Origin of the sequence: Halorientalis regularis (assembly GCF_023698535.1) — an archaeon.
Lineage (GTDB): Archaea > Halobacteriota > Halobacteria > Halobacteriales > Haloarculaceae > Halorientalis > Halorientalis regularis.
In genome coordinates this window covers 228129-241549 of sequence record NZ_JALJCL010000002.1, presented here as the reverse complement: position 1 = coordinate 241549, position 13421 = coordinate 228129, and the positions used below count along the sequence as shown (strand labels likewise).

The following is a 13421-nucleotide window of genomic DNA, read 5'->3' as shown; positions in this document are numbered from 1 at the left end:
CCGAATCAGGTGGTGGGTTGTGACTCCCGGTCGTCGACGACCGGGCCACCGCCGACACCGGTGAAGACGAAGCGGGTGCCAGTGGACGCCGCCTCGCCGTCCGGTGGCTCCAGTTCGACGGTCCAGCCGTGGGACTCGGCCATGGTCTCGACGATAGACAGGCCGAGGCCGGTGCCGTCGTCGGTGGTGGTGTAGCCGTACTCGAAGACGCTGTCGGCGTGTTCCGCGGGGATGCCGGGGCCGTCGTCTGCCACGTAGAAGCCGTCGTCGATCGCCCCGACCTCGACGGTCACGTCGTCGGGACCGTGATCCAGTGCGTTCCGGAGAAGGTTCTCGAAGATCGTCAGCAGTTTCGAGCGGTCGGCCTGGAGCCGGCGGTCCTCGGCGACGGTCAGGGTCGCCGCGCCGGTATCGACGTTGGCCCAGGCGTCGCGGGCGACGGTCGAGAGGGCGACCCGTTCGGTCGATTCGACGGTTTTGCCCTCGCGGGCGATGGTGAGTACGTCGTCGATGATCGCCTCCATGCGGCCGTGGGTCTCGCTCGTCTTTCGCAGACACTCCGTTGCTTCGTCGGCGTCGGCGGCGTCCAGCCCGTCCGCGTCGACCATGTCGTCCAGCATCTCCACGTACCCGTCTGCCACCTGGATGGGGTTGCGGAGGTCGTGGGAGATGGTCGAAGCGACCTGATCGAGGCGTTCGTTCTGTGTCTGGAGTTGCCAGCGAGATCGCTCCAGTGCGGTCACGTCCCGCAACAGGACGGAGTACCAGCGCCGGTCGTCGCGGCCGCGGCCGACCTGCGAGACGTTGACCGAGTAATGCCGTTCCGCGTCCGCGACCTGGAGCGTGAGCCGCCCGGCGGTCTCCTCGCCCGCCTCGGGGAACGAGACCGCCTCGGCCAGCTCCGGACAGGCCACGCCGAACCGGTCGCCGACGTGAGCGTCGAGGCCGTCCCAGACGCGGGTGCTAGCTTCGTTGAAGTCGACGAGCCGGCCGTCCTCGTCGAGGACGAGGACGGGATCCCGGAGGTTCTCGACGACGGCGTTGCGCGCCACCGGCTGGATGTCGAACAGGCGGAGCCGAAAGAGCGCCACCGTCGTCAGGACGTTGAACGGGAGCGCCCCGTAGGCGGCGTGGGCCAGCCCCTCGGCCGGGAAGACGCCGGTCTTCCCGAGCACCTGCGCGACGGCGATGGCGAGCCCGCCTGCGAGCAGGAGAACCAGCTGCACCTCCGACCGCTGGGAGGTCGAGAGCAGGTACTTCACCAGTACCGACCAGGCGTAGCCGATCACCACCGCCAGCAGGACGATGAACACGATGAAGCCGGGCTCGTAGACGAACTCGTAGTACGTGAAGGGCGTCCGGTGGGGAACGAGTCGCTGGTAGAGCAGTCCGTGCGCCCAGTTGGTGAAAGAGAGGACGGTGACCCCGCCGACGAGGACGGCGAGCGCGACCTGTACGACCGGGTGCCGGTGGAATCCCGACCCGGTGTACTGGGAGACGAACACCGCGAAGAGGCCGTACGAGCCGAAGGCGGCGCTCGTCTCGACCATTGCGGCCGTCCACTGCAGTGTCGGATCGGACACGACGATGTGTGCGACCAGCGATAGCACCCACACCTTCCCGACGAGCAAGAGCAGGACGAACGTCTTCGCGCCGGGCCGATCCCACTGTAACCGGTAGATCCAGTAGATCAAGCCGACGCCGATGACGGCCGTCAGGACCGGCAGGCCGACGTACGCCAGATAGACCGCCGAGACGCCCATGTCGGTAGATAGCAATCGACAAATATAGAGTCCCGTCCAGTTACAGGTCCCGAAAGCGGTCGGCCGGTGTGTGACACCCGTGACGCTCACTCGACGACGGGCGACGCCGTCTCGGTCACGGGTTCGCTGCTGGCGTCGCCGAACACGAAGCGTGCTCCCTGCTCGGAGTCGGCGTCGTACTCGACGGTCCAGCCGTGGGACTCGGCCATGGTCTCGACGATAGACAGGCCGAGTCCAGTGCCCTCGTCGGTGGTGGTGTAGCCGTACTCGAAGACGCTGTCGGCGTGTTCCGCGGGGATGCCGGGGCCGTCGTCCGCGACGGAGAAGCCGTCCGCGGTCGCATCGACCTCGACGGTCACGTCGTCGGGGCCGTGGTCGAGCGCGTTCCGGAACAGGTTTTCGAGGATCGAGAGGAACTTCGAGCGGTCGGCCTGGAGGGTGCGGTCACCGTCGACGGTCAGGGTAGCGTCTCTCGTGTCGACGTTGGCCCAGGCGTCCTGGGCGGCGGTGGCCAGCGAGACGGTGTCGGTGTCTTCGACGGTCTTGCCCTCGCGGGCGATGGTGAGGATGTCGTCGATGATCGCCTCCATCCGGTCGTGGCTGGTCTGGATCTCGCCGAGGTGGTCCAGCGCCTGCTCCCCCTCTTCGGCGTCGAGACCGTCCGCGTCGATCATGCGCTGGATGATCTCGGTGTAGCCGTCGGCGACGTTGATGGGGTTGCGCAGGTCGTGGGAGATGGTCGAAGCGACCTGATCGAGGCGTTCGTTCTGTGTCTGGAGTTGCCACCGGGACTGTTCGAGTGCCGTCACGTCCCGCAGGAGAACCGAGAGCCACTCGTCGTCGCCGTCGCGCCGGGCGACGCGTGAGACGGTGACCGAATAGTGGCGGTCGCGGCCGTCGGTCGGGAGGGTGAGTCGGTTCGCTTCCTCGTCCTCGTCGGCCGGATCGACTTTCCCGGCGAGCGTGGGGCAGGCGGCCTCGAAGGGCTCGCCGACGTGGCCGTCGAGGTCGGGCCAGATGCGGGTGCTGGCCGCGTTGTAGTCGACGAGCCGGCCCTCGTCGTCGAGGACGAGGACGGGGTCCCGGAGGTTCTCGACGACGGCGTTGCGCGCAACCGGCTGGACGTTCAGCAGATCGAATCGGAACAGAGCCAGTGTGGTCAACAGGATGAACGGAATCGTGGCGTAGGCGCCGTGGTAGAAGTGTTCCGCGGGGAACCACCCCAGGTTACTCACTGTCGCGATGACGAAGATACTGAGCGAACCAGCCATCAGCAGGGCGAGTTGTTTCGTGGCGCGCTTCGAGGTCGACAGCAGATACACGACCAGTTTGTACAGGTTGTAGAAGCCGACCACGTACGACAGGAATATGATGAACAGGAGTCCCGGTCCCGGTTCGAAGGCCAGATACCGGAACGGCTCGGTCTCGATCCAGACGTCGGTAATCCAGATATTCCCGACCGTCTGGAAGGGGGCCATCACGAGGTAGCCCACCGGAATGCTCGCCAGGATGACGACGACCACTGGATGCCGGTGGTACTGCGTCTCCGTGTACGTCCCCGCGAAGCCAGCGAAGGCGACGTATGACGTCAGGCCGAAGAATCCGCCCACCGTCGTGAAGAGGGCCTTCGCTTCCTGTGAGAAGAGAAACAGCTGGACGGACGTGACCGCGGTGTAGACGCCGCCGAGCGCGAGCATCCCCACGAACCACCTCGTGCCGCGCTTGTCCCAGTGATTCCGGTAGATCCAGTAGCCCAGTCCGACGTGCAGCAGCACCGCCACTGGCGGGAGTCCGAGATACGCCAGGACCACGCCGGAGAGTTCACTGGCCATGGTTCGCTTTTTGTATACTCCAGTTTTAACTATCCGCTCCAGTTCTCACGCTTGAAACTTTGCCCTTGTGTGCGAGGGTCGTGTCTCCCAGCCCGTGGCCGGGCGATGGGACGGCTTTCGGTCGGGGCTGCGTCCGCACGTGGAAACGGACCAAAACGTTTTGTCGGCACCGGGCGAGCGAGGGGTATGCGCGTCGTGCACGAGGCCGCGGGCGAGCGGCGAGCGCTGGCGACGACCGTCGACCTCGCCGATTCGTTCGTCTCACAGACCGTCGGGTTGATGGGCCAGTCCACGGTGTCGGACGACTACGCGCTGGTCTTCGAGTTCGGCGATCCCGGGTTCGTCTACCGGTTGCTCGACACGATACCCCGGCGCGTGATACACATGCTGTTCGTCCGGACCCCCCTCGACGTTCTCTGGCTGCGGGACGAGGAAGTGGTGAAGGCGGCGACGCTCTCGCCCTGGACGGGCATCGGCGTCGCCAAGGCCGACACCATCGTCGAACTCGCCGCCGGTAGCGCCGAGGGCGTCGCGGTCGGTGACCGCGTGGTCGTCGAGCGCGAGGCGTCGCCCGACGACGGGGAACCGACCGACGACGAGCAGTCGGCCGAAGACGAACCGGCCGCCGACGCGACCGAGTGAGTCGCGCGGTCGGCCGCTGTGTCGAATCCAATAGATTAAAGCGCGAGCATCGGCCTACTCCCGGGTACAATGTCGGACCATACACCGACGGAGGTAGAGGAAGTCGCCGCAAGGCGGCTGGGCGCGAAATTCTCGGTTCTGCCTGATGGTGGACACACTGTGACAGAGAGTAGCTTCTTCGGGAGCCACCCACAGCTCCGGGACCTGAGTGACGTCGACGACGTACAGTTCCTCGATACGACGCTTCGCGACGGCGAGCAAGCGCCGGGCGTGTCGCTGACGCCCGAGGAGAAAGCGCGCATCGCCCGTGGACTCGATCGAGCAGAGATCGACTTCATCGAGGCCGGCAGCGCCTGCACCGGGCCGGGCGAGCGCGAGACGATCAGACGCGTGACCGACCTCGACCTCGACGCGACGGTCACGAGTTTCTGTCGCGGGATCGAAAACGACGTCGACCTCGCGCTGGACTGCGACGTGGACGGCGTGACCATCGTGGTCCCGGGCAGCGACAAGCACATCGAGACGAAAGTCGGGACGACCCACGAGGAGAACGTCCAGAACACGGAGGAACTGGTCGCCTACGCCAAAGACCACGACCTCTGGGTCGAAGTCATCGCGGAGGACGGCTCCCGTGCGCGCGTCGACTACCTCGAAAAACTCATGAGCGCGTCGATGGACGCCGGGGCCGACCGCATCTGTTACGCGGACACGGTGGGCCACGCCACGCCCGACGACACGCTCGAACGGATCGAGCCGATGACCGAACTCGGCCCGACGAGCACCCACACCCACGACGACCTCGGACTGGCCGTGACGAACGCGCTGGTCTCGATTGCCGCGGGTGCGGACCTCGTCCACGGCACGATCAACGGCATCGGCGAACGGGCTGGCAACGTCGCCCTCGAAGAGGTCGCCATCGCGCTGGATCACGGCTACGGCGTCGAGCCGATGGACCTGACCGAGGTGTACGACCTCGCACAGTTGATCTCCCGCTCGACGGGCGTCCCGCTGGCCCCGAACAAGGCCGTCATCGGCGAGAACGCCTTCACTCACGAGAGCGGCATCCACACCGACGGCACGCTGAAGGACGACGCCATGTACGAACCCTACCCGCCCGAGAAGGTCGGTCGGGAGCGCCGGCTCGTCCTCGGCAAACACGCCGGCCACGCCGGCGTCGAGGCCGCCCTCGCCGAACACGGCATCGACGCCGACGACGACGAGATCGACGAAGTCGTCGAACGCGTCAAGGCCATCGGCGACCGCGGCAAGCGCGTCACCGACGCCGACCTGCTCACCATCGCCGAGGAGGTCGTCGGCAAGGACCGCGAGCGCCGTGTCAAGCTCCTGGAGATGACCGCCGCGAGCGGGTCGGGCACCCCGACCGCCTCCGTGCGGGTCGAGGTCGACGGCGAGGAACGCGTCGCGTCGGGCCACGGCGACGGCCCCGTCGACGCCGCCGTCTCCGCCGTCCAGCAGGCGCTCGGCCACGCCGCCGACGCCTCGCTCGATTCCTACCACGTCGACGCCATCACCGGCGGCACCGACGCCGTCGTCACCGTCGAAGTGGAGATGTCCCGCGGCGACAACTCCGTCACCGTCGCCGTCTCCGACGCCGACATCACGCGGGCCTCGGTCGAGGCCATGGTCGAAGCCATCGACCGCCTGATCGAGAACGAACCCGAGCAGGTGCTCGCCGACGACTAGCACCCACTTTTTACTGCGGGGGGTTCGCCGACGGCGAACCCCCCGTCTGCTCACGGGCGGCGAAGCCGCCCGTTCGCATGGTACGAGGGAGCAAAGCTCCCTCACCATTGCAAAACTCTGGGGAAAAACTACGGGACTCGCGCCGGCGGCGCGAGTCTCGTGAACCGCGCGCCGAGGGCGCGCGGATGCTAACCATACTCCGCCAACACCAGTTAGCTGAAATATCCAACGGATCGCTGCAGCTCCTTCCAGATTCCGATGGTATTCGGGTGACGCTACTGAATAGAGGGCGCGTGTGCAGCACTCTCAGACAAATAATACGAATTGATTAGTGCCCCTATGGCTTAGTACACACGGTGGTGATATCTTCGTCACGGGCCGCTTCACCAGTCATAGCTAACATTTTGATGGTTGCTATCGTGGTGATACTGGCCGCGATAATCTCTGTCTTAGCGCTTGGGTTTACTGACGAAGCCAATCAACCCGGCCCTATCGTTGGTCAATCAAGCGGTGAACTTGTAACACAAGATGGGAACGATGGCGGGAAAGTTAACATCACGCATATCGCAGGAGACACTCTGTCAGCTTCTAACCTCGAGATCGCTGTTGATGCACAGGAAGCCTGTGGGAAATCCGGTCGACTGGTGAACTTACCGGCAAGTGGAGGCGACCCGGTACCGACGAGCGAGTACGTTCGTGGCGACGATATTTTCGACAACTCATATAATTCAGTGAGCGGACCGATTGGTGAAGCAGGCGGTCAGTGGCAGGCAGGCGAAACAGCGACGTTTAGATTAGCCAGTTCCGAATGCGAACTCGATAGTGGTGAGAGCATTACAGTTCGCGTCGTTCACACGCCGACAAACTCGGTCGTAATCAAGCAAACATTGACTGCGACGTAGTCGATCTCCGAATGTTTCACTCTTCACCTGTGAGTATTACATTCGGAATCGAAGAGCCCGAAACAGGCCTAGCTGTCGGCTGACTCCAACCTCTGAGTCGGTCACGTGCGTTCTGACGGGATTCGAACTCATCAGAAGCAGCAGTGCAAGATACACAGCGCGTCTCTCGTACCACAGATATTAGGTTAGCACGACATAATCGGCTGGTACAGCGGTGTGCAACAACTCACCATCGCTTTGAGTCTCCTCCGATGGATCAACTGCCACGGACGATGGTGTCAGTGTTGCCCCATTGTCACTTCCTGTCGGGTGGGGAAGGAAGAGTAAAACCATCAATTCTGTAGCTGACACGGTGGAAAAACGCCACTAGAGACAGTGAAATCTCCTAATCGAACTGACATACCCTTCGAACATTTATCCGAACGTCACGCGAACATGAATTCGACGATGGACGATGTCCCCTACGAGTCAATCGTTGAAGAGAGTAACGACGGCATCCTCGTTGCTCAAAACGGCGAAATCGTCTACGCGAACGAACTTCTGCAGGAAATGACAGGATACGCGGAGGCAACGCTCGTGGGCGCACCGAAAACGATGCTTGTCACAGACGACGATGCAGCCCTCGTTGAGCAGTATCACAGTGCTCGGACGAGCGGCGAAGACGCCCCGGATCAGTACGAGGTCACTCTCGAAACCAAGTCGGGTGATCGAGTTCCAATCGAGTTCTCTGTAAATCAGATATCCTACAATGGGGAAGCCGCAGTCGTCGCATTCTGTCGTGAGATCACCGAGCAAAATGAACGAGAAGCGACCCTGAACGATCTCAAACGGGAGTACGAATCAGTCTTTGATCACGTACAGGACGCACTCTTTTTGCTCGATGTTGACGACGACGGAACTGTTCGCTTCCAGCGGTTCAACGAACGCGAGGAAGCGTTTACCGGCAAGTCCATCGAGGAAGTCCGCGGGAAGACGCCGACCGAGGTATTCGGCGACGAAATCGGGTCGGAACTGGCGGCCAACTATAGAGAGTGTATCGAACGTCGGGAAACACTCGTCTACGAGGAGGAACTCGACCTCACCGACGAGACGACAATCTGGCAGACCAAGTTGACGCCGGTGGTCGTCGACGGGACGGTCGAGCGCATCGTCGGGTCCGGACGTGAGATTACCGAACTCAAAAACCGAGAACGGGAACTCGAACAGGCCAAAACGCGGCTCCAAGCGTTGCTCGACGAGGCTCCGGACGCCATTGCTATTCACGACGCGGACGGCAATATTCTGGATGTCAACGATCAAAACGTCGAGAATCTCGGATATACTCGCGACGAACTACTCGAAATGAACGTCACGGACTTCGAGGTTGGACTCGACCCGGAAACGGCACAGGAGACGTGGGCAGCGATGGACATCGGAGAGACGCTCAAGCTAGAAGGAACACACCAGCGCAAGGACGGTTCGACATTTCCGACCGAGGTCTGGGTGTCGAAAATCGAAGTTCTGGGCGAGCCACAATATCTCGCGCTCGGACGAGATATCACCGAGCGGAAAGAGCGCGAGCGCCAGATACAGGAACTCAAAGACCGGCTGGAACTCGCAGTCGAGGGCGCCGAACTGGGCGTGTGGGACTGGAACGTCAAAACCGACGAGGTGGAGTTCAACGACCAGTGGGCCGAGATGCTGGGGTACGACCCGGCGAACATCGGCGACCACCTCGACGCATGGGAGAAACGAGTCCACCCCGATGACATCTCTGAAGTCGAGGCCACACTGGAGAGTCACCTGGCCGGCGAAACCGAGTACTACGATAGCGAACACCGGATGAAGACAGTCGACGGGAACTGGAAGTGGATTCGTGACATCGGAGAGGTCGTCGAGCGTGACGACAATGGCGACCCGGTCCGTGCCGTCGGCATCCATCTCGACATCGACGAGCGCAAGCGCCGAGAGCAAGAACTCAAAGAGAGCAGAGAACAGATTACAGAACAGAACAACGCCCTGGAATCGTTCACCGAAATAGTAACTGATGCCGAGCGAACAGTCGATCAGCAGATAACTGACCTGCTCGATCTGGGAGCGTCGTATCTCGATCTCGATATCGGAATCCTCTCAGAGATCGACGGCTCCGAGTACACAGTCCGAAATGTCGTGGCCGCTGGCGATGCCGTCGAACCCGGAGATACGTTCGATCTCACCGATACGTATTGTTCACTCGTCTACGACGCGGACGGACCAGTTGTGTTTCACAGCGCAGATGCTGGTAGTGTCAAAGACCACCCAGCGTATCAGAATCGGGGAATGGAGGCCTATGTTGGGGTACCAGTCTTCGTCGATGACCGACGGTACGGAACCCTGAATTTCTCCCGTCCAGAATCGCGTGAGACGCCAATCACAGACGCCGAGGAGTCGTTCGTTCGGATTATGGCACAGTGGATCGGGATGGAACTCACACGTCAGCAACGCGAACAGGAACTCGAGCGGACTAGCCAGTTTCTGCAAGACTCACAGGAAGTCGCCAGCATCGGTGGCTGGGAAGTCGGCCTGCAATCTGAGACGTTGCGGTGGTCCGAACAAGTGCATCGTATTCACGGACTACCGCTGGATGCGAACCCGACGCCCGAAGACGCGATCGAGTTCTATCACCCAGAGGATAGAGACACGATCAGGGAAGCGTTCAACCGGCTCACGACTGAGGGTGAACCATACGACCTCGAACTGCGGATTATACGAGCAGATAACGACGAGGTCCGCTGGGTTCGCACGCGTGGAGAGCCGCGCTACGCGGATGACGAAATCGCTGCCGTCCACGGGACGTTCCAGGACATCACCGAGCGCAAGCGCCGAGAGCGGAAACTCGAGCAGTTCCGCGAGGCCGTCGAACAGACCGGCCACGCGGTGTACATAACCGACACGAACGGGAGCGTCGAGTACATCAACTCGGCGTTCGAGGAGATCACCGGGTACAGCGAGGACGAAGTGATCGGTGACACACCCCGACTGCTCAAATCAGGCGAACACGAGGACGCCTTCTACGAAGAACTCTGGGAAACTGTGGGTGGCGGAAACCACTGGGAAAGGGAAATAGTCGACAAGCGAGCTGATGGTGAGGAGATAGTCCTTTACCAGACAATCTCACCGATTACCGACAGTGACGGCGAACCGCAAAAGCTCGTGGCCGTCGCACAGGACATTACCGAGCGCAAAGAGTACGAGGAAGCTCTCGAAGCGACCCAGGAGAAACTCAGAAAGATAATCGACCTCGTGCCGGACCTGATATTCGTCAAGAACAGAGAGGGCGAGTATCTGCTGGCCAACGAGACGACGGCCAAGTTCTACGGGATGGAACCCGAAGACGTAGAAGGACGCCACGAGACGGAGGTCATTCCGTCAGTTGAGGACTCCGAGGAGTTCCGACAGGACGACATCGAAGTAATCGAATCCGGCGAAGCCAAGTTCGTCCCCGAGGAGGAACTGACGACAGCCGACGGCGAGACGCGTATTCTCCAGACGACGAAGATTCCGTATCAGGTCCCCGAGAGCGGAGAAGACGCGGTTCTGGGATACGCTCGCGATGTGACAGATCTCACAGAGTACCAGCACAAACTCGAGAGTCAACGGGACAACCTCGAAATCCTCAATCAGGTCGTGCGCCACGACATCCGCAACGACCTCCAGCTCGTGTTAGCCTACGCGGAAATGCTGGCCACCTGCGTTGACCCCGAGGGTGACGAGTACGTCGAACAGGTCCTCGATGCGACGCGGGACGCAATCGACATCACCACGACAGCACGGGATGTGACGAGAGTGATGCTCCAGTCAGATGTCGACCTGACACCGGTTCGACTCCGGCCAGCACTCGAAAGTGAGGTAGACAACGTTCGGTCGAACTACGAGGAGGGGCTGGTTCGCATCGATGGAACAATTCCAGACATCGAAGTGCTGGGTGACGGGATGCTGAAGTCGGTGTTCCGGAACTTGCTGAAAAACGCCATCCAGCACAACGACAAGGAGGTTCCAGAAGTGAGCGTCTCCGCGACACAAGAAGACGACATCGTTGCTGTACGTATCGCTGACAACGGGCCGGGTATCTCTGATGAGCGCAAAGAGAAAATCTTCCAGCAGGGAGAGATGGGACTCGACAGCGAAGGCACTGGACTTGGACTGTACCTCGTCGAGACGCTGGTTGACCGCTACGGCGGCAGCGTTTACGCCGAGGACAACGATCCGATGGGCGCGGTATTCGTCGTGGAACTCCTGAGGTCCACCTGAACGAACGACCACTTTTGCGGCGTGGCTGGATACTTTAGGTCGTATCCTGTCGATATCTTTCTTCCTTATCATTTCCAGGTACCTTCGTGCAAGATTGAACCTCTGTATCTCGCACGCTGGCCTCGACAGTTACGGGACAGATTGCGGTCGGTGTAATACGGCGGCCGACTGAGCCGACTGCGAGTCACCCGTACCGTTCGACCAGCGCCTCGTCGGGCGGGCTCACGCGGACGGGCTGGTTCTCGCGGGCGTACCGGACGGCCGCGTCGCGTTTCTCGGCGGTCTCGGCGTGGATCGTGAACAGCGCCTCCCCCGCTGCGACGGTGTCCCCGACCCTCGCGGTGAGGTCCACCCCCGCACCTTTGTCCTTCGGTGCGCCAGCGCGGCGCGCACACTCGTTCACGAGCCGGTTGTTGGCGTGGCTAACGCGACCGTCGCGTCGGGCTTCGACCGTCGCCGTGTGGCTGCCGATGGGGAGGTCGTCGGTCGTCACGTCCGGATCGCCGTTCTGGGCGGCGACGATCTCGCGGAAGGTTGCGAGCGCGCGGCCGTCGTCGAGGATGGCGGCGGCCGACTCGTCGCAACCGCACGACGACAGGAGGATGTCTGCGAGGGTGACGCTTTTCGACCGGAGGTCTTCGGGACCCTCGCCCTGGAGGACGGCGAGCACGTCCCGGGCTTCGAGGCCACAGCCGATGCCGGCCCCGATGGGCTGGTTGCCCCGGGTGATCGCGCAGTCGATCTGCATGTCGAGCGCGTCACCGACGCGGTCGAAGTCCTCGGCCATCTCGCGGGCGGCGTCGAGACTGGGCACCTTCGAGCCCTCGCCGTAGGGGATGTCGATGACGATTTCGGTCGAGCCAGCACTCTTTTTCTTCGAGAGCACGGAGGCGATCATCTGTCCCGGCGGGTCCAGCGAGAGCGGCGTCTCGACGCGGATGATCTTGTCGTCGACCGGGGAGAGGTTGACGCCGCCGCCCCAGACCATACAGCCGTCGGTCTCGGCGACGACCCCGCGAATCTCGTCGAGACCGAACTCCACGTCACAGAACACTTCCATGGTGTCGGCGGTGCCGGCGGCGGAGGTGACCGCCCGCGAGGACGTTTTGGGGATCGTCACGCCCGCCGCGGCGACGATGGGGACGACGACGGGTGTCACGCGGTTGCCTGCGACGCCCCCGATTGAGTGCTTGTCCGCCACGCGGTCCCGATCCCAGGTCATGGTCTCGCCGGCGGCGACCATGCTCTCTGTGAGGTTGACGATCTCGGCCCGTGAGAGGCCGTTCGTGTAGATGCTCGTGACGAACGCGCTCAACTCGACGTCACTGAGCCGGTCGTACTTGATGTCCGTGACGATGGCCTCGATCTCTCCGGCTTCGAGTTCGATGTCGTCCAGCTTCTTCCGGACGAACGACGCCGAACTGGGGTTGGGCGCGATGGTCACCGTGACCTCGCCCTCGATGTGGCCGAGCGGGCGCGTCACCGCCAGTTCGCCCTCGGCGACGAGTTCGTCGGTCAACTCGACGATCCCGACGACCGTGCCGCCGTCGTGGTCGATCTCGACACGGTCGAGCGGGTGGGCACCGAGTTCGGCGGCGTCGTCGCCGTTGAGGATCACCGTCGGCGTCCGGGTGCCGATGTCGATCTCCCGGGCCTGCAGTTTCATGGCTCAGCCTGTCGGCGCGAGAATATAAGTGTCGGGAGAGGGCCGCCTCAGTCGGCCGGTTCGTCGACCTCGATCATCACCGGTTCGGGCTCACTCGTCTCCGTGACCGCATCCGGCTGGTCCGTCTCACCCAACTCGTCGAGCAGGAGCTCGACGTTGCGCTTGTTGGACTTCCAGAACGCGTCGAAGACGGTCCCGACGAACGGGATGGCACCGCCACCCACGTCGATGGCGATGTTGGCGAGCATGCGCGCCAGCGTGGCGTACGAGACGCCGAGATACGCGGACTCGACGACGATGTACAGCGAGAGGCCGCCGCTGATCACGTCACCCACCACGGGGACCGCGCTCACCAGCGGGTCGAGTCCGATCCGGACCTCCGTGCCCGGGACGCGGACGCTCTCGTCCATCACGTAGGCGACGGCCTTGAGCCGGTCGAGCGCCGCCTCGTCGACGCTGTCCGGTACGTCCCCGTCGAACGTCTCGTCGAGTCGCGCCTCCAGGTCCCAGCTCATACCCGACTACTTCGGCTCCGCGACGGATAAGACCGACGCCGCTGGTCTCCGGGCGTTGATACCGACGCCGGCTGTTCGGCGTGTCGAGCACCCGGGAGCGATCGGACCGCCACAAAACACATCCGACG

The 13421-nt window shown here is 62.6% G+C and carries 8 protein-coding genes; 4 read left to right on the top strand and 4 right to left on the bottom strand.

Annotated elements, in window-relative coordinates; translation table 11 throughout:
- Positions 1-5: 5 nt before the first annotated feature.
- Positions 6-1778 (bottom strand): sensor histidine kinase, encoded by a 1773-nt coding sequence (locus MU521_RS03460; protein ID WP_139171073.1) that lies wholly within the window; start codon positions 1776-1778, stop codon positions 6-8.
- Between the two features lie 71 nt (positions 1779-1849).
- Positions 1850-3595, bottom strand: coding sequence for a sensor histidine kinase (locus MU521_RS03455; RefSeq protein ID WP_092689778.1), 1746 nt, complete (start codon positions 3593-3595; stop codon positions 1850-1852).
- A gap of 186 nt (positions 3596-3781) precedes the next feature.
- Between MU521_RS03455 and MU521_RS03450 the strand changes: the two genes are divergently transcribed.
- The 4 genes from MU521_RS03450 to MU521_RS03435 all read left to right on the top strand — a co-directional run bounded on the left by MU521_RS03450 (position 3782) and on the right by MU521_RS03435 (position 11112).
- The gene (locus MU521_RS03450) at positions 3782-4237 is read left to right on the top strand and encodes a DUF192 domain-containing protein (protein WP_092689776.1); all 456 of its coding nucleotides are present in this window, start codon (positions 3782-3784) and stop codon (positions 4235-4237) included.
- Positions 4238-4306: 69 nt separating this feature from the next.
- Positions 4307-5941: a (R)-citramalate synthase gene (locus MU521_RS03445; RefSeq protein ID WP_284731802.1), complete on the top strand. Its 1635-nt coding sequence runs from the start codon at positions 4307-4309 to the stop codon at positions 5939-5941.
- 356 nt (positions 5942-6297) lie between these two features.
- On the top strand, positions 6298-6843 hold the full coding sequence (locus MU521_RS03440; RefSeq protein WP_250864787.1) for a type IV pilin domain-containing protein: 546 nt from the start codon (positions 6298-6300) through the stop codon (positions 6841-6843).
- Positions 6844-7290: 447 nt separating this feature from the next.
- Positions 7291-11112, top strand: a complete 3822-nt coding sequence (locus MU521_RS03435) for a PAS domain S-box protein (protein ID WP_175452802.1) — start codon at positions 7291-7293, stop codon at positions 11110-11112.
- Positions 11113-11296: 184 nt separating this feature from the next.
- Here the strand turns inward: MU521_RS03435 and MU521_RS03430 are convergent, their stop codons facing one another.
- Positions 11297-12778: an AMP phosphorylase gene (locus tag MU521_RS03430; protein ID WP_092689765.1), complete on the bottom strand. Its 1482-nt coding sequence runs from the start codon at positions 12776-12778 to the stop codon at positions 11297-11299.
- Between the two features lie 47 nt (positions 12779-12825).
- On the bottom strand, positions 12826-13293 hold the full coding sequence (locus tag MU521_RS03425) for a DUF4112 domain-containing protein (RefSeq protein WP_092689762.1): 468 nt from the start codon (positions 13291-13293) through the stop codon (positions 12826-12828).
- Positions 13294-13421 lie beyond the last annotated feature (128 nt).